Source organism: Cryobacterium sandaracinum (genome assembly GCF_004403415.1).
GTDB classification, from domain to species: domain Bacteria; phylum Actinomycetota; class Actinomycetes; order Actinomycetales; family Microbacteriaceae; genus Cryobacterium; species Cryobacterium sandaracinum.
On sequence record NZ_SOGO01000020.1, the window covers coordinates 38,030 to 59,541 of the forward strand.

At 64.7% G+C, this 21,512-nt stretch carries 24 protein-coding genes and 3 pseudogenes; 19 read left to right on the forward strand and 8 right to left on the reverse strand.

Annotation, left to right across the window (positions count from 1 at the left end):
* Positions 1-4: 4 nt before the first annotated feature.
* Positions 5-3,031: an alpha-mannosidase gene (locus E3T25_RS06320; protein ID WP_134373126.1), complete on the forward strand. Its 3,027-nt coding sequence runs from the start codon at positions 5-7 to the stop codon at positions 3,029-3,031.
* Between the two features lie 272 nt (positions 3,032-3,303).
* Here the strand turns inward: E3T25_RS06320 and E3T25_RS06325 are convergent, their stop codons facing one another.
* Positions 3,304-4,038 (reverse strand): DNA polymerase III subunit alpha, encoded by a 735-nt coding sequence (locus E3T25_RS06325; protein ID WP_134373129.1) that lies wholly within the window; start codon positions 4,036-4,038, stop codon positions 3,304-3,306.
* A gap of 203 nt (positions 4,039-4,241) precedes the next feature.
* On the opposite strand from E3T25_RS06325, the pseudogene E3T25_RS17895 reads away from it, so the two are divergent.
* The 5 genes and pseudogenes from E3T25_RS17895 to E3T25_RS06345 form a co-directional block, all read left to right on the forward strand.
* Positions 4,242-4,379: pseudogene (locus E3T25_RS17895) on the forward strand (helix-turn-helix transcriptional regulator); the annotation flags it as partial.
* 141 nt (positions 4,380-4,520) lie between these two features.
* The gene (locus tag E3T25_RS17370) at positions 4,521-4,817 is read left to right on the forward strand and encodes a hypothetical protein (RefSeq protein ID WP_158250240.1); all 297 of its coding nucleotides are present in this window, start codon (positions 4,521-4,523) and stop codon (positions 4,815-4,817) included.
* Entirely contained in the window at positions 4,790-5,152 is a 363-nt protein-coding gene (locus E3T25_RS06335) for a hypothetical protein (protein WP_134373132.1), read from the forward strand. The genes E3T25_RS17370 and E3T25_RS06335 overlap by 28 nt, the downstream gene beginning before the upstream one ends.
* Positions 5,149-5,445, forward strand: coding sequence for a hypothetical protein (locus tag E3T25_RS06340; protein WP_134373135.1), 297 nt, complete (start codon positions 5,149-5,151; stop codon positions 5,443-5,445). Before E3T25_RS06335 ends, E3T25_RS06340 begins: the two co-directional genes overlap by 4 nt.
* Before the next feature lie 79 nt (positions 5,446-5,524).
* The gene (locus tag E3T25_RS06345) at positions 5,525-6,109 is read left to right on the forward strand and encodes a chlorite dismutase family protein (protein WP_104100427.1); all 585 of its coding nucleotides are present in this window, start codon (positions 5,525-5,527) and stop codon (positions 6,107-6,109) included.
* A gap of 110 nt (positions 6,110-6,219) precedes the next feature.
* Here E3T25_RS06345 and E3T25_RS06350 read toward each other — a convergent pair whose 3' ends face one another.
* Positions 6,220-6,612 (reverse strand): hypothetical protein, encoded by a 393-nt coding sequence (locus tag E3T25_RS06350; protein WP_104169362.1) that lies wholly within the window; start codon positions 6,610-6,612, stop codon positions 6,220-6,222.
* A 300-nt stretch (positions 6,613-6,912) separates the two neighbouring features.
* Here E3T25_RS06350 and E3T25_RS06355 point away from each other — a divergent pair, with 300 nt between their 5' ends.
* Both E3T25_RS06355 and E3T25_RS06360 read left to right on the forward strand, forming a co-directional pair.
* Positions 6,913-7,569 (forward strand): histidine phosphatase family protein, encoded by a 657-nt coding sequence (locus tag E3T25_RS06355; protein ID WP_134373138.1) that lies wholly within the window; start codon positions 6,913-6,915, stop codon positions 7,567-7,569.
* Between the two features lie 793 nt (positions 7,570-8,362).
* The gene (locus tag E3T25_RS06360) at positions 8,363-8,917 is read left to right on the forward strand and encodes an SRPBCC family protein (RefSeq protein WP_134373141.1); all 555 of its coding nucleotides are present in this window, start codon (positions 8,363-8,365) and stop codon (positions 8,915-8,917) included.
* A 405-nt stretch (positions 8,918-9,322) separates the two neighbouring features.
* Here the strand turns inward: E3T25_RS06360 and E3T25_RS06365 are convergent, their stop codons facing one another.
* Positions 9,323-9,571, reverse strand: a complete 249-nt coding sequence (locus tag E3T25_RS06365; protein ID WP_134373144.1) for a hypothetical protein — start codon at positions 9,569-9,571, stop codon at positions 9,323-9,325.
* Positions 9,572-9,656: 85 nt separating this feature from the next.
* Here E3T25_RS06365 and E3T25_RS06370 point away from each other — a divergent pair, with 85 nt between their 5' ends.
* A complete protein-coding gene (locus E3T25_RS06370) occupies positions 9,657-9,950 on the forward strand; it encodes a hypothetical protein (protein ID WP_134373147.1) in 294 nt (97 codons plus the stop codon).
* Here E3T25_RS06370 and E3T25_RS06375 read toward each other — a convergent pair.
* A complete protein-coding gene (locus tag E3T25_RS06375; protein WP_134373150.1) occupies positions 9,916-10,500 on the reverse strand; it encodes a helix-turn-helix domain-containing protein in 585 nt (194 codons plus the stop codon). The genes E3T25_RS06370 and E3T25_RS06375 overlap by 35 nt on opposite strands.
* A gap of 102 nt (positions 10,501-10,602) precedes the next feature.
* Here E3T25_RS06375 and speB point away from each other — a divergent pair, with 102 nt between their 5' ends.
* The 4 genes from speB to E3T25_RS06395 are packed head-to-tail and all read left to right on the forward strand — an operon-like array spanning position 10,603 to position 14,106.
* On the forward strand, positions 10,603-11,601 hold the full coding sequence (speB, locus tag E3T25_RS06380; protein ID WP_104100434.1) for an agmatinase: 999 nt from the start codon (positions 10,603-10,605) through the stop codon (positions 11,599-11,601).
* A gap of 42 nt (positions 11,602-11,643) precedes the next feature.
* Positions 11,644-12,039, forward strand: a complete 396-nt coding sequence (locus E3T25_RS06385; protein WP_104100435.1) for a YybH family protein — start codon at positions 11,644-11,646, stop codon at positions 12,037-12,039.
* A gap of 29 nt (positions 12,040-12,068) precedes the next feature.
* Positions 12,069-13,445: a purine-cytosine permease family protein gene (locus tag E3T25_RS06390; protein WP_134373153.1), complete on the forward strand. Its 1,377-nt coding sequence runs from the start codon at positions 12,069-12,071 to the stop codon at positions 13,443-13,445.
* Positions 13,426-14,106, forward strand: coding sequence for a cyclase family protein (locus tag E3T25_RS06395; protein ID WP_134373156.1), 681 nt, complete (start codon positions 13,426-13,428; stop codon positions 14,104-14,106). Before E3T25_RS06390 ends, E3T25_RS06395 begins: the two co-directional genes overlap by 20 nt.
* Before the next feature lie 461 nt (positions 14,107-14,567).
* Here the strand turns inward: E3T25_RS06395 and E3T25_RS06400 are convergent, their stop codons facing one another.
* Positions 14,568-15,191: a TetR/AcrR family transcriptional regulator gene (locus E3T25_RS06400; protein WP_198415646.1), complete on the reverse strand. Its 624-nt coding sequence runs from the start codon at positions 15,189-15,191 to the stop codon at positions 14,568-14,570.
* A 137-nt stretch (positions 15,192-15,328) separates the two neighbouring features.
* Here E3T25_RS06400 and E3T25_RS06405 point away from each other — a divergent pair, with 137 nt between their 5' ends.
* The 3 genes from E3T25_RS06405 to E3T25_RS17175 all read left to right on the forward strand — a co-directional run bounded on the left by E3T25_RS06405 (position 15,329) and on the right by E3T25_RS17175 (position 17,016).
* The gene (locus E3T25_RS06405) at positions 15,329-15,904 is read left to right on the forward strand and encodes a DUF4386 domain-containing protein (protein WP_104100439.1); all 576 of its coding nucleotides are present in this window, start codon (positions 15,329-15,331) and stop codon (positions 15,902-15,904) included.
* Between the two features lie 144 nt (positions 15,905-16,048).
* Complete coding sequence (locus E3T25_RS17170; protein ID WP_198412245.1) at positions 16,049-16,405, forward strand: alcohol dehydrogenase catalytic domain-containing protein; 357 nt, start codon at positions 16,049-16,051, stop codon at positions 16,403-16,405.
* Positions 16,402-17,016: an NAD(P)-dependent alcohol dehydrogenase gene (locus E3T25_RS17175; RefSeq protein ID WP_198415644.1), complete on the forward strand. Its 615-nt coding sequence runs from the start codon at positions 16,402-16,404 to the stop codon at positions 17,014-17,016. The genes E3T25_RS17170 and E3T25_RS17175 overlap by 4 nt, the downstream gene beginning before the upstream one ends.
* Positions 17,017-17,338: 322 nt before the next feature.
* On the opposite strand, the pseudogene E3T25_RS06415 reads toward E3T25_RS17175, so the two are convergent.
* Positions 17,339-17,872: pseudogene (locus E3T25_RS06415) on the reverse strand (IS110 family transposase); the annotation flags it as partial.
* Positions 17,873-18,060: 188 nt separating this feature from the next.
* On the opposite strand from E3T25_RS06415, the gene E3T25_RS06420 reads away from it, so the two are divergent.
* Positions 18,061-18,864 (forward strand): LysM peptidoglycan-binding domain-containing protein, encoded by an 804-nt coding sequence (locus tag E3T25_RS06420; protein ID WP_134373159.1) that lies wholly within the window; start codon positions 18,061-18,063, stop codon positions 18,862-18,864.
* A gap of 78 nt (positions 18,865-18,942) precedes the next feature.
* On the opposite strand, the gene E3T25_RS06425 is transcribed toward E3T25_RS06420, so the two are convergent.
* Positions 18,943-19,497 (reverse strand): GNAT family N-acetyltransferase, encoded by a 555-nt coding sequence (locus E3T25_RS06425; RefSeq protein ID WP_134373162.1) that lies wholly within the window; start codon positions 19,495-19,497, stop codon positions 18,943-18,945.
* 38 nt (positions 19,498-19,535) lie between these two features.
* Positions 19,536-20,282, reverse strand: coding sequence for a phosphotransferase (locus E3T25_RS06430; protein WP_134341904.1), 747 nt, complete (start codon positions 20,280-20,282; stop codon positions 19,536-19,538).
* Positions 20,283-20,647: 365 nt separating this feature from the next.
* On the opposite strand from E3T25_RS06430, the gene E3T25_RS06435 reads away from it, so the two are divergent.
* Positions 20,648-21,235, forward strand: a complete 588-nt coding sequence (locus E3T25_RS06435) for a helix-turn-helix domain-containing protein (RefSeq protein WP_134341905.1) — start codon at positions 20,648-20,650, stop codon at positions 21,233-21,235.
* A gap of 12 nt (positions 21,236-21,247) precedes the next feature.
* Positions 21,248-21,512 (forward strand): annotated as a pseudogene (locus E3T25_RS06440) (MFS transporter); the annotation flags it as partial.

A 21,512-nucleotide genomic window follows, 5' to 3' on the forward strand; every position in this document is an offset into this window, starting at 1 on the left:
CACCATGCATGACAATCGAGTCCTCCTCGAAGCGCGAATCGAGCGCGTCATCCGGGAACGGATCAAGCCCGCCGTCTATCGCCGAACCGCCCCGCTGACAATCGCTTCCTGGACCGTCGATGACGAGCCGGTGCCTTTCGACGCGGCCATCGGGCAGAGCTACGAGCCTTTCGCCGTCGGCGGTGCGTGGGGCAAGCCCTGGGGTACCGTCTGGTTCCATCTCACTGGAGGTGTGCCCGCCGAGTGGGCCGAGGATGGCACCCGGGCTGAGGTCGTCGTCGACCTCGGGTTCTCCGCCACGCTCCCGGGCTTCCAGGCCGAGGGCACCGCCTACACGGCGGACGGCGTGATCATCAAAGCGATCGAACCCCTCAACAGCTACATCCCGGCGGGAAACGCTGGGGAGCCCGTCGACATCTACCTCGAGGCGGCCGCCAATCCGAATATCGCCGGTATTTTCACCTTTGGCGTTACCGAGCTCGGCGACAAGGCCACAGCGGGCGACTCGACCAGTTACGTTCTGCGTCGGCTCGAACTCGGACAACTTGACGTCGCCGTATGGGAGCTCCTGCAGGACACCTGGACCCTTATCGGCTTGATGAATGAGCTTCCGCACAGTCTTCCGCGACGGGCCGACATCCTGCACGCGCTCGGACGGATGGCCGATGCTCTCGATCCCGACAACGTTGCGGGCACGGCGGCGGCCGCCCGTGCGACGCTCGTCGGCGTGCTCGCCAGTCCCGCCTACGCGAGTGCCCACCGCCTTGCCGCCGTCGGTCACGCCCACATCGACTCCGCCTGGCTGTGGCCGGTGCGCGAGACCGTGCGCAAAGTCGCGCGAACCTTCTCGAACGTTCTGGCGCTCATGGACGAGGACCCGGACTTCACCTTCGCTGCCTCCTCGGCGCAGCAGTACGCGTGGCTGCAGGTTTACTATCCGGAACTGTTCGAGCGGGTGAAGAAGCAGGTGGCGGCGGGCCGATTCATTCCGGTCGGCGGGATGTGGGTCGAGTCCGACACGAATATGCCCGGCGGTGAAGCGCTCGCACGGCAATTCGTCGCCGGCAAGAAGTTCTTCATGGAGGAGCTCGGCGTCGAGCCGCTCGAGGTGTGGCTTCCGGATTCGTTCGGTTACACCGCATCTCTGCCGCAGATTGTGGCAGCGGCGGGATCTCGCTGGCTCCTCACGCAGAAGATGTCGTGGAACGAGACCAATCGGATGCCGCATCACACCTTCTGGTGGGAGGGCATCGACGGCACGAGAATCTTCACTCATTTCCCCCCAGTCGACACCTATAGCGCGGAAATCTCCGGTAAGGAGCTCGCCAAGGCGGAGCGGCAGTACGCCGAAAAGGGGGTCGGCACTACTTCGCTCCTTCCATTCGGGTGGGGCGACGGCGGTGGAGGCCCAACCCGCGAGATGCTGGCCGCTGCGGCCCGTACGCGTGACCTCGAGGGATCGCCACGCGTCACCATGACGACGCCGGAGCAGTTCTTCCAGAGCGCGCACCGCGAGTACATCGAGGCGCCGGTCTGGTCGGGGGAGATGTACCTCGAATTCCATCGCGGCACCTACACCTCCCAGGCCAAGACGAAGCGCGGCAATCGTCGCAGCGAACACCTGCTCCGAGAAGCAGAGCTTTGGGCCACTGCTGCGACAGTCCTTCGAGGTACGGAGTATCCGTACGACGCCCTCGACGACGTCTGGAAGACTGTGCTCCTACAGCAGTTCCACGACATCCTTCCCGGCACCTCGATCGCCTGGGTGCACCAGGAGGCTGAGCGCAACTACGCGGCCGTCGCGAAGACTCTGGGTGAACAGATCACCCGATCCCTCGAGGTCCTGGCCGGCAGCGGCAGTCATCCGCTCACATTCAACGCCGGACCGAACTCACGCGACGGCGTCCCGGGCCTCTCTGCCGCGACCGCGGCGAGGGCGGGTGCGGCCAAGGTCACCGAAAGCGGGGCCGGTTTGGTGATTGCCAATGACCGGGTGCGTGTCGTCATCGACGATCGGGGACTCATCGTGTCGATGCGCGACCTCGTCGCCGACCGAGAAGTCATCCCCGCCGGCGAGACTGCCAACCTGCTGCAGCTGTTCCGGGACACCCCGATCCAGTGGGACGCCTGGGACCTCGACGAGACGTACAAGAACGTCGGGCGCGACTTGACCGAGGCTTCCAGCGTCGCTGTCTCGGACGACGGATTCGGGGTGCGGGTCAACCGATCCTTTGGTTCCTCATCCGTGGTCCAGACCCTTCGACTCAACGGCGCGACCGGTGCCCTCGACATCCACACAGCGATCGACTGGCACGAGTCTCAGAAACTCCTGAAGCTCGCCTTCCCCCTCGCGATTCATGCCGACCGCGCAGCATCCGAAATGCAGTTCGGACATGTCTACCGGCCGACCCACGCGAACACCTCCTGGGACTCCGCCCGGTTCGAGACTGTTGCCCACCGCTGGGTTCACGTGGGCGAGCCGGGCTACGGTGTCGCCGTCGCCAACGACGCAAGCTACGGGCACGACATCCGCCGCGCCGCATTGCCTGGTGGCGGCACGAGCACCGTCGTACGCGTCTCCCTCCTGCGCGCGCCCCTCTTCCCCGACCCGGCCTCGGATCAGGGCCAGCAGGAGTTCGTCGTCTCGCTGCGCGTCGGTGCCGAGATCGCGGATGCCGTCGACGAGGGTTATCGAGTTAATCTGCCCTTGCGCGAGGTAAGGGGAGCCGGCCCGGTGGCACCCCTGGTCGTCGTGACCAATCCGGCGATCGTCGTCGAGGCTGTAAAGCTCGCGGAGGACCGTTCCGGCGACGTGATCGTGCGGCTCTACGAGTCACTGGGCGCGCGTGCGCGCGGTGATCTGGCTCCGGGATTCGGCTGGTCGGACGTCACGGAGACCGACCTGCTCGAGCGGGAGACTGAGCCAAGCGCCGTGATCGGGCGCCCAGACCGAACCATCTCGCTTTCGCTCCGCCCGTTCCAGCTCGTCACACTGCGCCTTCACCGCACCACGACAGAGAATCTCGAATGATGACACCTCGGCTGACGAGACTGTCGGCGGTCCGGGAGTCGGCACCACACTAATCCTTTATCCAGCGGTCAGATTGAGGCTTAGCGCGGTGCCGTTCACGACCACACCCACCCAAGGCGTCGCCGCAGCCGCCGGCGGGCCACTGTGGCCGGCGACTGAAGGCCGGACTGGTCCATTCCGATGGGCATCGCGCAGAAGAGTCCCGCTAAGCGAAGTAACAGTGCTGATTGGTTCTCAGAGAACGTCAACGCGCTGACCCGTCCGCAACTCTGTCAATCATGCCCTCCGCCTCCACATCTGAATGACGTTGTCCGCGGCCTCTGCCTCGACCACAGCCCGTTCCCGTGCCCGTTCCGCAGCCTGACGTGCTCGGACTTTCCCTGCCACGTCGAGCAGGTCCACATCTGCTCGCCGGTCATTGAGACGCCGCGGGCGCCGGTGCGCCGGGTCCGGCCGCGGATCAGCGCGTAGTGGGTGCGGAACACGGACGCCCCGATCGCAGCCTGGGCATCGTGGAAGAACACCACGTTGGATACCGGTCCACTGCCGTCGTCGAGTGAGAGGAAGACGACGCGTTTGCCGCTTCGCATTGGGGGTGTGTGGGTGGCGAGGCGTACTGCGGCGACGAGGGCTTCGGTGCCGCCCGGCAGGTTGACGAGTTCTGAGGCGGGGGTGACTCCGAGTTTTTTGAAGAGGGGGTAGAACCGGGTCATCTGGTGCTGGCTGACGGCGAGGCCGAGGTCACGGAGTTCCACGTCCGTTTGGGTGCGGCCGCGGAGGTCGAGGGCAGTGACCGACCGGTAGAAGTCAGGCAGCGGCAGGTCGATGTCGAAGGCGAGCTGGTCGGGGCAGAAGGGGAGGGCGCGGCTGCCGAGGCCCTGGATGTGGGCAAGGAGGTCGCCGCGGCGGGCCCGGTCGTAACCGACAAGGCTGGGGTTCGCTTCGCCTTGCTCAATATTCACCAGTTGGCGGCGGCTGACGCCGGCTGCCGCATCGAAGTCATCCACCGTCCACTCACGTGCCAGGCGCCCCGGCGGATTCGCGAGCCGATCGTCGAGGCGAGGGCAAGTGTGTCCACAGCCAATCCAGGCCGATGTTGTCCCTGCAGGCCGATCCTGCCGGTGTAGGCCAGACCTTCAGGCACGGGTTGCATCGAGTGCGCACTAGAATATGATGCACAAGTCATATTGGAAATAAGGAGGAGACGATTGTGGCAGCTTCATCTACTCTCGTCCGCGCCGCTCGCCGGAGCAAACACCTCACTCAAGCGAGACTCGCAGAGCTAACCGGCATTGACCAGGCCAGCGTCTCCCATCATGAGCGTGGACGGGATGCTGCCTACAGCACGGTCGATCGGCTGCTCGCCGGCGCCGGACACCGCCTGTATGCCGCTCCCACGCGTCGTGATGACGCTGCCAGCTCCGCAGAGGCGATCAGAGAGCATCTTCGAGCGAAGGATACAGACCGCGCGCTCCGGGCTTTGCTTCAGTTGAACGATAATCTCATCGCCGAACACGGACTCGTTCGAGGAATCCTTGGGCTGACGGAGCCGGAACCCACCGGCGATCATATGTGGGATGCCGCCATCGCGGCTCTCGTGGCATGGCGACTCAATCAAGAGAACATCCCGCTGCCTGGATGGGTCAACAACCCCGATCGCGCACTGACCGAACCTGTCGTGTTTCGGGTCGACCCGGCCGACCCCGCGCCCGAACGTGATGACGTGCCGAACGAGTTCGCCGAACGCGGCGTTCTTGCATGGGCAGATACCTTCGCGAGCGTCTGATGTCCGGCACCGCGCTGGACCGCAACGCGATCATCATCGGCCTCCGTGATCTCGTCGCCGAGCTTCGTAATTCGGGTGAGGTGGCCGGCATCCGGCTCGTGGGCGGTGCGGCACTCGCCCTGTGCTACTTCGATCGGGGGACCACGCAGGACCTGGATGTCCTTCACGTCCGCCCCGGCTCGGACGATTCCGTCGCTGCCGCCGAACGAGTCGCACTGAAGCATGGGTGGGACGCGAAGTGGCTGAACTTCGAGGTCACGAAGGCCGACGCCGTCCCGACCCTCGGCCGCGTCGTCGAGTGGGAGACAATTGACGATGAGGACGGCATCGTTTGACTAAAGCTCCCGTTGACGTCGGCTTCGAGTCCGCCGGTGAAAGCCCAGAGGGCCATCAGCACCGGTGGACCCGCGGCGGTGCCACCATCGACGTCCTCATCGCAGAGCACGTCGGTGAGAAGGCCGCAGCACGACGAGGAGTCACAGGAGGCACCCCCCTGGAAGCCCGAGGATCCAACCAAGCAATCGACCGGGCTGAGCTGGTCACCGTCAACCATGATGAACGCCAGGCCCAGATCTGGCGGCCGAACCTTTTTGGGCTGACGCTGGGGCGTCGACCTGAGGATGCCTGATCGCACGCCATCAGAGCCTGCTGGGGCGGTTTTCAAGATGATGTTAGCGTCGAAGTCGCCGATACCGTCAGGAGTTCCAATGACCGACGCCCTACCCGTCACTTTCACTGCAGGCGATGCTGGCCAGTGGCGTATTGATCGCATCATCGCGGTGACCGGTGACGGGCTCCCCGCCGCCGCGCGTCTGCTGATTCGTGAAGGAGCGGCAGAGGATGAATCATGGTTGTCGGGGTCATCGGCCACGGACGCCCCGGGGTGGACCCTGCGCGGCACCGTTAGTCATCAGCGTTACACGACCGCTGCCGAACTGGCCGAGTTGACGGCGCGGTCACCGGCTCTGGGCCGACCCGGCGCGACCGTCGCCTCCTTTATCCCCATCACCAAGTCAAAGGAGTGGTGGGAACTGGCCCAAGACGAACGCCGGCAGATTTTCGAGGAAACCAGTCACCACATCCGACGTTCCATGAACTCGCTGCCAGCTGTGGCCCGGCGGCTCCATCACAGCCGTGATGGGGGTGGGCCGTTCGATTTTTTGACCTGGTTTGAGTACGCGCCCGAAAGTGTCGCGGATTTCGACGAGCTGCTCGATGAGTTGCGGAGCACCGAGGAATGGATCTTCGTCGAACGCGAGGTCGAGGTGCGCTTGTCGCTCGGTTCGCAGTGACGAGCGCCTCGACGCCGGTCAGTTAACCGCAGATGATGAGCAACGGGCGAGAATGTCCCTCCGGTTCTGGCCTTGGCGTGGTGTCCGGTGGCTGGGGCGTTGGTGGGTCGTTAGTTGCTCCGGGACGGTCCCCGTTCTGGAGCCGGCGGGGCTGCGGGCGGTGAGGCCACCCACCCGGACACAAAGTCATCGTCGTAGAGGGATTCCCAGCCGGGGTTCTTCGCTATGGGTATGTATGTCTCGGCGTGGGCGTTGAGCCAGTCGCCACCCCGCCCTCGGTTGTCGGCGATCTCGAGGGCGTACTCAAGCGCTCGGGAAGAGGGACGAATCTCAGCGTCGATATCGTCGGTGAGACCACGATCAGGGATGTATCGAAGGGACAATGCGGCGCCTCCAATGAAGTAGACACCGGTGCTCAAACCGTCGCCCTGCAGACGTTGGACAAGGTCCCGGAGGCCGTCGATCAGGTCGGCTCGGCCAAGACGGTTAGCACTCTGCGGCATTTTTAGACACTCGCCAGGACGGACTTGTCTAGTACTATGTTGCGACGGGAGAACCCTGCCGGCACGTTCTCATCCCGAATCGTCCTCGTGTAAGTGCTGCCTGAAACATCCGTTGTTCCGGGGTGGGCGAGCAGCTCTTCGCTTTCCGAGCCGTCTGCGCTCACCATGAACGGCCGTAGCCGCGTGATGGCTGGGATGCCCGTTCCCCCACCCGCTTCGAACACCCGCAGGGGTGAACGTTGGCCTTTCCAGCAATCAAGAACCTCCATCGAAACGGGGGTGCGATACTACTGTTGCCGTATGTTCACGATCGAGCCGCTGCCCAGCCACCCCGCTCCGGATAACCCGTCGGGGAAGCTGATTCTCTTGCGCCATGGGGAGACGGAGTGGTCAAAGGCTGGCAAACACACTGGGCTCACGGATGTTCCGCTCACTGCCCGGGGAGAGGGACTTGCCCATGGCGCGGGCAAATTAGTGGCCGGTTACGATTTCTCCCTCGTGCTGACCTCGCCGCTGCAGCGTGCGCGACGCACCGCTGAGCTCGCTGGCCTTCATGCTGAGGTCGATCCGTTTCTCGTTGAGTGGGACTACGGCGGGTACGAGGGGCGTACGACGCGGGACATCCGCAGTGAACTCGGCTACAACTGGAGCGCATTCACCCACGGTGTGATTCGTGGTGACACGCCTGGTGAGACGGTGGAGGAGGTCGCCGCCCGCGCGTCGCGGGTGCTCACGCGGGTGCTGCCTGCCATGGAGGAGGGAGATGTCGCCCTGATCGCGCACGGACATTTCCTGCGCATTCTCACCGCCGTGTACCTGAGGATGGCCCCTCGATTCGGTGCTCAAATCAGCCTGGATGCTGGATCAGTCTCCGTGCTGAGCTATTACCGAGAGCAGCCGGCCATCTTGTCGTGGAACTACGGAGCCGAACTGCCCTTGGTGCCCTCAGAGTCCTAAGTCGCGACCCAAGGTGCTGAAGGACGTGGGATCACGATGCCGACCGCGACGGTTCAAATGGTCATCATTTACTCATCACATTCATCTCGATTCGACCCAAATTGACAAAGTACAATTGCAGGTAGTGAACCGCCCGGTTCCCTGTCAACACAGGGGCATCCGCGAGTTTTTCGAGATATTCGGCGAAGACAAAGTTAAGGCCTGAGCCTTCAAGGGGTCGCGGGTTCAAATTCTGTCAGTCCCACCAAAGGGCCATTTGCGAAACTCATTACGAAACGGTCCGGTCGAAACAAAAAGAAATCGCTCCTGAGGCTTCTCGGGAGCCATTTCTGGATTATGGGGTTCTCGCGTCCGTTTCCGGTCGCGATTCTTGAGTTGTGTGCGAGATCTGCGGCGACGGCCAGTCCGGGAAACCGGTGCTTCCCAGGGGTTTCGGAGTCGACGCGGACGGCGATATTGATTTCCCAGCCCCAGCGGAAGTTTGCGTTCCGGGCCTTCTTGATGGGTGTGTTTTTATCGACCTGCCCTTTGGGCGTCGACACCGCTGAGCAGCGAATGAATTTGCCCCTCGCGCTGGGTCCGATCCGAGTCAGTGTCCGCCGGACTATTGCTCGAGCGTCGTTAGTCCATGAGGTCGGGCGCGCGCCAGACGCCAGTGCGGCGGCATCCGTTGCCCTCGATTTGCACGGGTGGGATAGTGACCTCATGGTGTGGATGCGAGGGCTAGCCGGCGCGATGGCGATCGCCGCGGCGGGCATCGCTGCGGTGGGGAGCGACCGACGACGAGCTCCGCATGACGCTGGCGGGGGATGATCTGCTTCCCAACCCCAACCTCACAGCGACCCGCGGTATCTCGATCGCTGCGACACCTTCCGAGATGTGGCCTTGGCTTGCGCAGCTCGGCCAGAACCGCGGCGGCTTCTACACCTATGACTGGGTCGAGAACCTCGCCGGCGTCGAGATTCACAGCGTCGACACTGTCGAGCCCGAACTTCAGATCCGCTCCGTCGGCGACGATGTGAATCTTGCTCCCGAGGTCGTGTTGTCGGTTGTCCATCTCGAGGATGAGCACCATCTCGTGTTGCGCGGAGCGGTCGCCCTCGACGGCACGGGCGCCGGAGCGCCCTACGATTTCACGTGGGCGTTTGTCCTTCAACCTCGAACCGACGGGTCGACGCGGCTTGTCGTTCGCGAGCGGTACGCGTACCTCACCGACTGGGCCAAGGTGCTCGTGGAGCCGATCGAGATGGTGAGCTTCCTCATGACCGAGCGGATGCTCCGGGGCATCCGGGACCGTGCGGAGCATTCTCCCTCGCGCACCTCCTTGCGGTCGCCGAACCATCGTTGAGCGATTCTTATTGAGATCCCTGTTCCTGGCGATACTCGGAAGGGGACGGGACGACCCCCTTGCTGATGAAGCCGGGAGAGAGTTAGAGGTCACTCGCTCCCGCTTCTGGCATCCGACCGCGTCGACGCGGTGGAGAACGGGTGGCCGCCTCGATGGGCAGTAACCCCGATCCGCTCGCCGAGAGTGGGGTGACCGAAGAGGCTCGCACCCAGGCCGCCCCGTCCAGATTCCGCCGTCGCGATGAGGACTCGCACATGTCGAGGGGTGCTCGGCCGGTAGCGGCGACGCTACTGTTTGTCGCTAGCCTGGGTCCGCGGTTCTGATCCGGTTCCTACGCCGTTCCTGAATGCCCACGCAGAACCCTGTCGGCATCCGCGATGGTGGCGCTGCATCGTCGTTAGGAAGTCACCGTGTTTTGCTGGAGAAATCGTTCGGGTCGAGGCCGGCGATTCGACGCGCATGCTCGTGGAGTGCTTCTTCGCTCACGGTGTGTCCAGCATCTGCGAATCGTTCACGCAGCGCGTCGAGGACTTGGGGCTCACTGTGGCCGGCGAGGTCAGCTTCCTCCTGTGCGAGAATCCCCGCCACCTTGTCCTCGTCCGATTGAGAATGCTGGTCTTGGATCGGTTCACTCTGTGTGCCGTCACCATTCATGCTGCTCCTCCGATCTCAAGGGTTGTGTTAGCAAGCCTAACGTTCAGAGTGAGACGCGGACAGGCTTTAGTGTGAAGCGGTCGACGTGGACCCGGATGTGCTGCGGGCGGCCGAGTTCGACTTCGCCGGCCCGAGCGTCGCCTTCCAACGCGTCGACGAAGCTGTGGCGGACCACCGCGCTGCGGAAGGGACGAAGTGGATGACCGGCCTCGGTCCCGACCTGGACAGGGTTCTATCTGCCGGGCTCCTGGATGCCATCAGCGGATTCCTCAACGATTTCGGGGCGGCCGCGCCCCTGCCTGCGCTGATCTGGACGCTGGGGTTCGAATACGACGCGGTCTCGGTCAGGCCGAGCCGCTCCACGGCGCGGGCACGATGACCCACAGCACGACGGCTGGCTCGCCGCCCTCGACCTGCCAGGTGTGCGGCTCTCGACCGGGGAAGGTCAGTGCGTCGCCGGCGTGAACGGCCACGGTGCGACCGGCGAATCGCACGGTGAGTGATCCCGAGACGATGTGGAGCGCTTCGACGTCGCAGTTGATCGTGTACAGATCGGTCCCACCGTGCGCGTCCGGCTCGAGTTCTGATCGCAGCAGCTGAACCCGCTCCTCGCCGCGCGGCGACATCAGTCGCTCGTCGGCGTGCACTCCGCCCAAGTTGATCCGCGGAGCGTCGGCGTACGCGACATGGTGAACGTCGGGCTCGGCGAAGAGCGCTCCGACGGGCAACGAGAGCACCTGACACAACTGGACAAGCGTTGCCACGCTCGGTGACGTCTCGTCGCGCTCGACCCGGCTGAGGAAGCCCTTGCTGAGGCCCGTCGTCTGAGCGACCTGGGCGAGTGACATGCCCTGAGCGGTGCGCGCGGAGCGCAGCTTGGCGCCGATGGGTGTCGCGGTGCCTTCGGCGGTGGGGTGGATGGCGCGCACAGTTCCTCCTCGAAGCTGCTCACACATTCGTCCTTGACGATCTGCACGGGGCAGCGTACGGTTGCGCTGTAGTTGTCTATAGCGTACCGAAAGTTGTCAAATATGCAACCGTTCAGCAAAGATGCGACGGATGAGCCCCGCGGGCCGGTGGACGCGAGTGTCGTGCCCCGGTTTGCCGGAATCGCGACCTTTGCGCGACTCCCGCGGCTCGACGAGGTCGAGCGGGCAGACATCGCGATCGTCGGGATTCCCTTCGACAGCGGAGTGAGCTACCGACCCGGTGCTCGGTTCGGCCCCGCTCATGTGCGCGAGGCCTCGCGCCTACTGCGACCGTACAACCCTGCGCAGGACGTCTTCCCGTTCGACGCCCAGCAGGTCGCCGACGCCGGCGACATCGCCGCGAACCCGTTCGACATCGCTGCTGCCGTGGCCGAGATCGAGGCGGGCGCGCGCCAGCTCAGCGAGCACGCCGACCGACTAGTCGCCATCGGCGGAGACCACACGATCGCTCTGCCGCTGCTTCGCGTCGCGCACGCGCAGCACGGGCCCGTCGCGGTATTGCACTTCGATGCCCACCTCGACACGTGGGACACGTACTTCGGGGCGCCGATGACTCACGGGACCCCCTTCCGGCGGGCGTCCGAAGAAGGCCTCATCGACCTGACCGCGAGCATGCACGTTGGAATTCGAGGCCCCCTGTACTCGAAGGACGACCTCGAAGACGACGCCCGGCTCGGCTTTGCGATCGTCACGAGCGAATTCGTCGAAGAGCACGGCGTCGCGGCCGCCGTCGAACGCATCCGCGCCAGAGTCGGAGACGCGCCGCTCTACATCTCGATCGACATCGACGTACTTGACCCCGCCCACGCGCCGGGAACTGGAACTCCGGAGGCGGGCGGGCTCACGAGTCGAGAACTACTACGGATGCTGCGTGCCCTGGCCGACCTGCGCATCATCGGCGCCGACGTGGTCGAAGTCGCCCCCGCGTACGACCATGCCCAGCTGACCGCTGTCGCGGCCAGCCACGTCGTCTACGAGCTGCTGAGCGCGATGGCGCCTGGGGTGACCCACCCCGACCGACAAAGCCCCGACCTGACGTAGAAGTCCCGAACCCGACCGACAAGCCCGACGCAGGAGACACCCATGACACTGCCCACCCCAACGGACGAAGAAGTCCGTGCCGCGGCATCCGCCATCGTCGAGGCGTTCGCCGCCACCGACGGCCCGCGCTACTTCTCACTCTTCGCACCTGACGCAACCTTCGTCTTCCACACCGAACCTGCGCGAATCGAGGACCGGGCTGCCTACGAAGCCATGTGGGAGGAATGGGTGGGTGGCGGCTGGAGCGTGCAATCCTGCGCATCGAGCGCGGCCGCGGTGCAGGCGTTTCCCGGCGGAGCCGTCTTCACCCACTCCGTCAGCACGAGCGTGAGCACCGCGGACGGACCCATGTCTTACCGGGAGCGCGAAACGATCGTCTTCCGGTCTGATTCTGCCGGTCTCATCGCCATCCACGAACACCTGTCACCCCAGCCCTGACCAGTCCCTATTCATCGAGGAGCCCAAAGATGTCGCTCTACACCCGTCTCGACCGCCGACTGGACACCAACTCAGATGACGCGGGCCCGGTTCGCGGAACCTACTCGCTCGGCCGCGTACTCATGATCTGGCTGGCCGCGAACCTTGTGGTCACCACCCTTCTGACCGGCACGCTCTTCGTGCCGGATGTGCCGTTCGGCCTCGTCATCGCTCTGATCGTGGGCGGAACGATCGTCGGAGCAGCAGTGCTCGTGACGGTCGGTGCGATCGGAACGCGCACCGGCCTGCCGACGATGGCAATCACGCGCGGACCGTTCGGGACGCGCGGGAGCCTGCTGCCGGTGGCCGCCAACGTGGTCATCCTCATGGGCTGGAGCTGGGTGCAGGCGATGCTCGCCGGGATCGCCCTCAACTACATCGTCGCGTCGATGACCGGGTTCTCGAACCCCGTCATCTTCGCGGTGCTCTGCCAGACGATCGTCGTGATCCTTGCGATCTTCGGCCACGCCGGAGTCGCTCGGGTGGAACCGTGGTTCGCCGCGGTCATCCTCGCGATCGCCGCCTACATCTTCGTCGTAGCGTTCTCTACGTTCCCGCCGGCAGAGTTCGCGGCCATCCCGGCGACGCTCGAGCCGTTCTACTCCCCGGGACTGGCGTTCGATGTCGTGGTCGCGACCGCCATATCGTGGACGGTGCTCTCGGCCGACTTCAACCGCTTCGCATCGACGACCCGCGCGGGCGTGGTCGGCTCGGGAATCGGTTACACCCTGTCGACGGTGATCTCGATGACGCTCGGCGCTAGCGCGATCGGCTACGTCGTCCTGCGGGGCGGCGACGCGATGGCGTTCGACCCTGTGACGATCATCGAACCCTTCGGCGCCCTGTTCGCGGTCGCGATCTTCCTATCCGTGATGGCGACGAACACGATGGTCGTCTACGGCATGGTCACAAGCGTGGTCAACGCGCTCCCCGGCCGCCGGGTGAAGTTCCTGCCCACCGCGATCGTCCTCGGGCTCATCTCGATCATCGGTTCGACCTCCTTCGGTCTGCTGGCCCAGTTCACGACCTTCTTGGTCACGATCGGTGCCCTGTTCGCACCGATCTTCGCGATCATGATCGTCGACTACTACATCGTCGCACGCGGCAGCTACAGCGCCGACATCCTGAAGGCTCAAGGCGGTCGCTACTGGTACACCGGCGGCATCAATTGGCTCGCTGTCGCGTCGTGGGTGGTCGGTGCGGTGTCCGCCTACGTGTGGGCGTACGTGTGGCCGCTTCCGTTCGGTGCGACCGTTCCCGCATTCCTCCTGACCTTCGCCGTGTACTTGGCCTTCTCGCTCGCGCGCCGCAGCAGGACGCCTTTCGAGCCCAGCCAGCACCTCGCCGATGCCGACACCTCTCGCTGACGGCCCTGGAGCGCCGCCGCGCGCGGCACTCCGGGACCTCAGTCACCCGATCACCGACGGGATGCCGGTGTATCCCGGCGACCCGGCGGTCCACGTCGAAGCCGCGCTGGTCCTCGACCGCGACGGGGTGGCCGTGACAGGGCTGCGAATGGGGTCTCATACCGGGACGCACATAGATGCGCCGTCCCATACCGTCCCCGGTGGCCGGACAATGGCCGATGTGGCCCTCGACGAGCTCCTCGGCGATGCGCTGGTGGTGCGGGTGCGAGCGCTCGCCGAGGGCGAGGTATACGGGTGGGACCGGCTGAATGCGGAGCATCCGCTACCGGATCGATTGCCCCCGATCGTCGTGATCGACACGGGCTGGGCGCGGTGGTTCGGCGACGCACGCGCAGTGCGGCATCCGGCCCTCGATGCCGGTGCCGCGAGCGAACTCGTCGCTCGCGGGATGCGGATCCTCGCGGTCGACACGCTGAGTCCCGACCCGACCGGCACGTCGTCGGCCGCCTTTCCCGTGCACGAGGTCGTGCTGGGCCGCGGCGGGCTGATCGTCGAGAACCTCTGCGGCCTGGATGACCTGCCGTCACAGGTGCGGATCGGCTTCTTCCCCCTGCGACTCGGCGGCGACGGGGCGCCGGTGCGCGCGGTCGCCTTCGTCTGAGGCCGAGCAGCGAATGAATTCGCGCCTCGCGCTGGGTCAGATCGGGAGTCAGTGGTCAGGCGCTGGCCTTCCGGGAGGAAAAGAATGAGGGCTGCGGAGGAACTGGAGTTCAACCCTCACCGCCGATCCGCGCCCTGCTAGCTTTCGTAAACAGCCCACCAAGGGCCGTTCACGAAACTCTTCACGAAACGGTCCGGTCGAAACAAAAGGAAATCGCTCCTGAGGCTTCTCAGGAGCGATTTCTGGTTTAAGCGGATCTTGCGGCTCTTCGTGGCTGCGAATTCGTGTTCAGCGACGCCGCTCAAGCTGTTTTGTCTGTTTTCACGCGCGTCGGATTGTCTCGAATGCTGGGTGTTTTGTCCTCTCGGGCAGTACGTTGACCGTCGCGGGACGGTTAGGTCCGTAGCGGTGGTCCGCCGGTCTCATCCGATGGAAGGTGTTTGGCCTTGTCCGGCCGAACGTTACTGACTAGGAGGAACGGAGTCGCTGAGAAGGGCTACTTCGAGACCGTCGAGAATCAGTTCGAGACCGAAGTCAAATTCGTTGCCGAAGGCGTATCCGGGTTGCAGGATCAGCGATACTGCCATCGCGGCGAGGTTCTTAAAGGAGTCGGCCATGGCTTCCTGCTGCGCCATAATGGCTTCGGTCGCGTCGCCGATGTCGCCGGACGGGTCGAGCGGCAGCGAGGCCTCCTGCTGGGCGAAGCCCAGCACGTAACTGTCCAGGATCGACATGGCGTGGCCCGTCATGGCCATCGAGAAGCCCGCAGCCGTTAAGCAGCCGATGACCGAATCGAGGTGACCGAGGGTCGCCGGTCCAGGGGATGTGCGGGCCTTCATGCTGATGGCCCAGGGATGCAGTGCCAGGACACTGCGCGTCGACCCCGCCCGCTTCCGCATGGCCGCCCGCCACTCGTCCCCAGCACTCGGCGTCTCGAATTCGGAGTGCACGATGTCGAGCATCCCGTCGAGAAGATCTTCCTTGTCCTTCAAATGGTAGTAGAGCGACATGGCCGTTATGTCGAGTGCGGCGGCCAGCTTGCGCATGCTGAGCAACTCGATCCCGGCGGCATCGGCCAGCGCCATGGCGACCCTGATCGCTCGCTCACGGGTGACCGGTGTTCTATCTTCAAGCTTCGCCATAGACATCACCATACGCCGTATGGTACTTTCGCACTGTTCACCATACACCGTAAGGTGCGACGACTGGAGATGAGAAACGTATGAGTAATACACGCACAATTGCCCGCACCGTCGGCGCGCTGATGCTTGCCGCCTTTTTCCTTTACGGCACTGGAAGCTCTATCGCGACGACCGCTTCCCCCGGCGGCCTCCTCACCGCAGGAGTGGTGCTCATGGTGTTGAACTCGGTGGCCGTGATCGCGATCGGAGCTGTCATGCTTCCTGTCCTTTGGCCACACGCTCCCGGAATCGCGGCCAGCTACCTCGCCACCCGGATCTTCGAGGGTGGGTTTTTGGCGGTCGGCGCGGTCGCGCTACTCGCAGGAATGGGCGGCACCAACTTCCTTGCATACAACATTGCGATGGCGGGCCTTGGCGTCGGTAGCCTGCTGTTCTGCATTGCGCTCTACCGCTCACGCCTCGTGCCACGGTTCCTGGCCGTGTGGGGATTTATTGGCTACGCGTTATTCGCGGGCGGGTGCTTTCTCGAACTCGCCGGCGTAGTGGGTGCCAGCCTCGTTTTCACCGTTCCGGGTGGCCTGTTCGAGCTGTTCTTCGCCATTTGGCTCATTGTGCGGGGCTTTGGCACGACCGCAGCCGTAACGGCTCGGGCATGACCGTCTCCTGTCCCACAAAAGGCCAGCGGTGATTGGGCACCGCTCCGGCCCGGCCACCGGTCGCGTCACCGCCGCCCGGCTGTGCGCAGCGCCGAAAGACGTTACCGGTAAGCGGTACCCTGCAGCCGAACTAGGAGGCACATCTTGAAGGCAATAGTTCAGCGGGACTACGGCGATGTAGAAGTGCTCAAAGTGGAAGACATCGACCATCCGGTCGTTGGTCAAAACGACGTTCTCGTCCGCGTGGTAGCCGCGAGCCTCAACCATGCCGACTGGATTCACATGTCGGGCACACCGCTTGTCGCGCGATTGGCCTTCGGCACTCGAAGACCGAAAGCGATGACGCGGGGCAAGGATGTCGCGGGCGTCGTCGAGTCGGTCGGCACCAACGTCACGGCCTTCCGCCAGGGCGACGAGGTCTACGAGAGCTCAGTTCAGGAACCTTTGCGGAGTACGTCGCCGCACCCGCCTCCCTTCTGGCGCGAAAGCCGGTCAATTTGACCTTCGAGCAAGCCGCCGCGGTGCCTCTGTCCGGGATGACCGCTTTGGTCGGCTTGCGCGATGCCGGTTCGGTGACGCCCGGTCAGCGGGTGCTGGTCAATGGGGCATCCGGGGGAGTGGGGACTTTCGCTGTGCAGATCGCGAAGGCGCTCGGCGCCGAGGTCACCGCCGTGAGCAGCGCCGCCAACGCTGCGCTCGTGCAATCACTCGGTGCCGACCACGTCGTCTATTACGGCCGCGACGACTTCACCCGTGGAACCGCTCGGCACAACGTCATCTTCGATCTGATCGGGAACCACACGCTGACCGAATTGCGCAGCGCACTCATTTCCAAGGGAGTCCTCGTGCTCTCCAGTGGCACAGGCGGACGCGTGGTCGGGCCTACGGGGCGCATCCTCAAAGCCGTTGCCATATCGCCATTCATTGGCCAAAAACTCAAACCATTCACCCAGAATGGCAGCACGAAAACGCTGAACGAGCGACGCGACCTGATTGAGGCCGGGCGGGTGACCCCCGTAATCGATCGCATCTATGGGCTTGCCGAGGTGTCCGCTGCCATGCGGTACTTCGTCGACGAGCACGCCCGTGGAAAGGTCGCGATAAGCGTCTGATCTCGGAAGCGGATGGACCCGACCTCATTTAGCCGTTGGACCGGAGGGCTTCGATGAGCAGCGCGGTGAGCCCCCCCATCGGTCGCGAGCCAGGTGCGCCACGCATCCCACTGAGCGGGCGTCAGCAGCCCAAGGAACCAATCGACCATTGCGAGTAACCATACTCAGCCAATATGCAAACGTGGTGCTGGCCGTTGCCCCTCACCATGTGCTCGTCAACCTCACTAGTGCCATCGCTTTGTAGCTGTCATCGGAGTGGCCAGGGACCCACTCAGGCTCCGAGCTAGAGCGGCGGTCGGAAGTCGGTTCGCGTCTGCGAGTGCCGGCGGAGCGCGGCGAGCTGTTCGGCACGCTTGGGGAGCACGACGCTGGTCGCGTTCGTGCCCGTCACCACGACGGTCTGCTCGCCCAGCGCCCGGGTGATCTCGTCCGCGAGGCGCCGGCCCATTCGCGGTGCCAACTTCAGCAGCTGGTTGCCAAGTCGAGTTGGGCCAGCGGCCTTCATCGCCGCTGGCGTTGGGTAGCGCTGCAGCAGATCCAGCACCGCCGGATGGTCCAGGTGCGGGCCCAGGACCCGCTCCAAGGCAGGGTGGATCTGGGCGAGCAGGCCCCGGATACGGTTGCTCGTGGCCGTGATCTGGCCGACGATATCGTCGTCGAAACCGCAAAGCATCGAGAGCTCAGCGACCTGCTCATCGGCCAGCTGCAGCGACCGCAAAGCGTGCGGGAGGCTCCTCGCGGCTTGGGCGATGATCGCGGCATCGCGGGCGTCGGTCTTGGCTTCGCCCGCGTGCAGGTCCGCGACGCGCCTCATTGCCAGCCCCGGCAGGTAGCCCACGAGCACGTCTGAACCGCGGCATCCGGGCAATTCAGGCGACTGAAAAGTCCCCCTGCTTCGCCCGCAAGCCCAACCGCCAACGGGAGGGTTCATAGCGACCGGTGCGTCCGGTGGCGACGTCGGTCGAGCCATCTCGTTTCTCGGGCCCGCGGCTGGACCGGCGACGCGGCCGACTGCCATACTGGGCCCGGCGGGGAGGGGACCTGATGCCACGACTGACGACATCCGTTCTGGGGAGCATCGCTCTGGTGCTCGGACTGGTGGCTTGCTCGCCGCCGACAACTGAGACTCCACCGCTCGACACGGCCGTTCACACTGATGCGTCGGCCCCGCCCGACGGCGCGGTCGACGTCGTCATCCCCGACGGTGTCATCGGCACGGCCGAGCTCACGTCGGCCTCGGGGGACGACACCGTCTCCGGAACCGTCGTCGTCACGGCCGCAGGCGGCGGGTTCGACGTCGCACTGAAAGACTTCCACTCGGACGTTCCCGGAGGCTTGCAACTGTTCTTCAGTCCCTGGTCGGAGACCACGACTTGCCTGGCCGACATGTACAACTTCTCCTTCGGCAACCTATCCACGGACGCCGATCAGCCCGGGCTGAGTTTGGGAGACAGAGACTACTCCCGGGGCAACCCCAGCTACTTCCTGACTGCCGTCATCACGGAGACCGACCCGAGCACGACCGATCCTGACGGCTGCGTGCTCACTCCCCGGGCGGTCGGCACGATCACCTGGGACGTGCCGGACACCCGGCCCGGGCTGCTCGCCGTTGACACCGGTTCCCGGTTCGGCGCCGGCGGCGCCACCGCCACAACCGATGGTGCCCCCATCTCCTACCGGGCGGTCGCTGGCGACACGCTCAACGACATCGCCGACCGCTTCGGCATCACGGTCGACGATCTCGGCTTCCTCAACCCACTCACTAGCCGCCAGCTCCAGGCCGGTGACGATTTGAACCTCCAGGTGGCACTGCGTGGCGGCGCCTCGGTCCCGCCGCCTTGGGCCTGAACGCCGCTTCAGGGCATGAACCGCCGCCCAGGGATAGTGGCCGTGTAGAAACCTCCTCCGAGCGCGTGTGTTCTTGTTCTAATGCGGCACGGTGAGGCTGAGCCAGCGTTCTTCGATGGCGTAGCCGAGGTGTTCGTTCATACGGATGCTGCCGGCGTTGACTTGAGCACCACCCGTGCCGAAGATCCTGACGCCGTCGTGGGCCAACGCCGTGATCGATGCGGCCTTGACGGCAACGGCGAGCCCTCGTCGGCGGTAAGTGCGGTGGACGGAAGTGAATTCGGTTTCCGCGCGCGCGGCAGTCAGGCTCATTACGCTGACGGCCACGAGTTGTCCGTCATGGATGGCGCCAAAGAGACGGCAGCCGAATGTCCACAGGTCGAGCACGTCGGACTCGTCGCGGTGGGGCACGGATGTCGCTGGCGTGTACGGGTAGTCGGCGTGGTTCATGGCTTCGAGTGCTGTGACCTGAGGCGCCCAGCTGGCATCGAGTTCCTCGATCCGGAATCCTTGGCCTGTTGCCGCGACGACGGCGGCGTGCAGAACCGTCAGGTTGGGTGGATCGCTCAGGCGCAGGCGGGCACCCCACGATTCGCCGACAACGAAGTACCCCGCCTCGGTTAGACGCTTCAAGCGTGGATCGTTGACTTGGACTACCTGGATATCCGCGTTCACGGGGCCTTCAGGCTTGCGATCATGTCGAGAAGTCGGTCGCGGTCGCGGCGGTACAGTGCGGCATGCTCCAGGAAATCATTGCGGCCCGTGTCGGCGGCACGTTGATCCGTGAACACGGCCAGATCCTCCATGCGGTGCGCTGCCGCCCGAAGAACGGCAGCCTGGTCGAACTCATGGCCGTAGGAGCGAATGAGCGCATCGAGCCGGCCGAGGCGAGCATCCCAGTCCGGAGCGTCAGGGTCTGCGTACTCGCCGAGCGGGACGAGTCGATATGCGAGGTACGCGAGGTCCCAAATCCGTGGCCCGGGGGAGGCCATGTCAACGTCGATGAGACCGGTGATGTGCCCGTCTTGGAAGACCATGTTGTACGGTGCGACGTCGTTCAGGCACACCACCTCGATTGGTTCGTGTGCAGGCAACTGCCATTCAGCGGCCGCGTGCGCGAGGGGTGCGCTCGCGTCATGTACCCGTCGGAGCAAGGACCCAGCCTCGTGCAGGATCGTCGACGACCAGATCCAGCTGGGCAACGGGTAGTTGCCGACGATTCCCGGAAGGTAGGAGAGCACTTCGCGGCCCTGCTCGTCCATGCCGAAGGGCTCAGGTACTGCCGTCACTCCCGCCGCGCGGAGTGTGCTCAGAAGTTGATGTACCGCGGGAGTCCAAGGACCGGCGGGGCGGTGAACGGTATCGCCCACCCGCACGACCATGCTCGAGTTTCCACCGGCCAGAACCTCTTCATCCATCCCACCAACCTAAAGGCTGCAAGCGGAACCTCAGGGCGAAATGTCGTGCACCCGGGTCAGACGGAGCCTCGCCAGTTCGTGACCGCGGCCCGGTTGGCGTCGTTGAGTCCCGGGGATTCGAGGAGTGTGACCAGGTCGAGGCCGAGAAGTGCGGAGCGAAATGCGCCCTCTATTGTCGTGCCGTGAGTTGTCGTGGGAGGCTACCGAGATCGCGTGCGTTCACCAAACCTTCGATCCGAAGAGCCCGGCCCTCATGTTTCGCCTCGTTGACCATGGGCTCAGCTTAGGAGCGAGAGGGCGCTCGAGTACCAGTCATCGCGCAACAATCATTGAGCAATAACTGTTGTTCTTATAGGGTCAGCGGTATGTCCCCCCGCGACGCTTCACGCACCACGCTCAGCTCGGCTGCATCCATGCGGGTCCTCGCGCATCCGACCCGGTTGCGTCTGCTCGGTCTGCTTCGCGAACGCGGCCCGTTGACTGCCGCGCAGCTCGGCGACGTCGTTGATGAGGCTCCCGGTACCATCAGCTACCATCTCGGCAAGCTTGCTTCCATCGCCCTGATCGAGCCGGCCGAGGCTCAGAGCACCGACCACCGCGAACGTTGGTGGAAGGCCACGACCCTACTGACCAGTTGGGAGCCCGCCGATCTGCTCGACGACCCCGATAAGCTCGCGGCGTCTTCTGTTCTGCAGAAGTCGATTGCTCAGGCCTACGCCGCCCGGTTTACGGACTACATCGACGCGACACCTGCCCTGCCTCGTGAGTGGGTCGCGGCAGGCGCGAGCGGGGATCGCAGCCTGCGTCTAACGGTCGAGGAACTGGGCACTATGCGGGCCGAGCTCGAAGCCCTGGTCACCCGGTGGGTCGACGCGAGCGCTGCTCACGACCCGGCGACGGCCGATGGCGCCGAGCCTGTGGTGCTCGTCTACCAGGCCTATCGCCGTCCCTGAGTCAGACCGCCGATGAGCAAGAACATGAACGAGGCGCTGCCTCGGGACCGCCGCGCAACCGGCGCCCTCTCGGCCCTGCTGGCTGCCCACGCGATCTCGCAAACGGGCAACGTGATCACAGCGTTCGCCATCCCCTTCTACGTCCTCGGCCTCGGCGGGTCGGGCGTTGAGGTGGGAATCGCGGCATTCTTCGCTACCGCCCCGGTTGTGGTCGGCGGGGCGCTCGGCGGGGTTGTCGTGGACCGGGTGGGTCACCGCCGAGCGGCGATCGTTGCGG

What these genes read in the sequence shown, in the direction of transcription:
- E3T25_RS06360 (WP_134373141.1), top strand. Translation starts at nt 8,363, where the DNA reads ATGACGCTGGCGGGGGATGATCTGCTTCCCAACCCCAACCTCACAGCG.
- E3T25_RS06400 (WP_198415646.1), bottom strand. Translation starts at nt 15,191, where the DNA reads ATGGCGCTGGCCGATGCCGCCGGGATCGAGTTGCTCAGCATGCGCAAG.
- E3T25_RS06355 (WP_134373138.1), top strand. Translation starts at nt 6,913, where the DNA reads ATGTTCACGATCGAGCCGCTGCCCAGCCACCCCGCTCCGGATAACCCG.
- E3T25_RS06435 (WP_134341905.1), top strand. Translation starts at nt 20,648, where the DNA reads ATGTCCCCCCGCGACGCTTCACGCACCACGCTCAGCTCGGCTGCATCC.
- E3T25_RS06390 (WP_134373153.1), top strand. Translation starts at nt 12,069, where the DNA reads ATGTCGCTCTACACCCGTCTCGACCGCCGACTGGACACCAACTCAGAT.
- E3T25_RS06430 (WP_134341904.1), bottom strand. Translation starts at nt 20,282, where the DNA reads ATGGATGAAGAGGTTCTGGCCGGTGGAAACTCGAGCATGGTCGTGCGG.
- E3T25_RS06320 (WP_134373126.1), top strand. Translation starts at nt 5, where the DNA reads ATGCATGACAATCGAGTCCTCCTCGAAGCGCGAATCGAGCGCGTCATC.
- E3T25_RS06420 (WP_134373159.1), top strand. Translation starts at nt 18,061, where the DNA reads ATGCCACGACTGACGACATCCGTTCTGGGGAGCATCGCTCTGGTGCTC.
- speB (WP_104100434.1), top strand. Translation starts at nt 10,603, where the DNA reads ATGCAACCGTTCAGCAAAGATGCGACGGATGAGCCCCGCGGGCCGGTG.
- E3T25_RS06385 (WP_104100435.1), top strand. Translation starts at nt 11,644, where the DNA reads ATGACACTGCCCACCCCAACGGACGAAGAAGTCCGTGCCGCGGCATCC.
- E3T25_RS06365 (WP_134373144.1), bottom strand. Translation starts at nt 9,571, where the DNA reads ATGAATGGTGACGGCACACAGAGTGAACCGATCCAAGACCAGCATTCT.
- E3T25_RS06345 (WP_104100427.1), top strand. Translation starts at nt 5,525, where the DNA reads ATGACCGACGCCCTACCCGTCACTTTCACTGCAGGCGATGCTGGCCAG.
- E3T25_RS06405 (WP_104100439.1), top strand. Translation starts at nt 15,329, where the DNA reads ATGAGTAATACACGCACAATTGCCCGCACCGTCGGCGCGCTGATGCTT.
- E3T25_RS06395 (WP_134373156.1), top strand. Translation starts at nt 13,426, where the DNA reads ATGCCGACACCTCTCGCTGACGGCCCTGGAGCGCCGCCGCGCGCGGCA.
- E3T25_RS06335 (WP_134373132.1), top strand. Translation starts at nt 4,790, where the DNA reads ATGGGCAGATACCTTCGCGAGCGTCTGATGTCCGGCACCGCGCTGGAC.
- E3T25_RS06350 (WP_104169362.1), bottom strand. Translation starts at nt 6,612, where the DNA reads ATGCCGCAGAGTGCTAACCGTCTTGGCCGAGCCGACCTGATCGACGGC.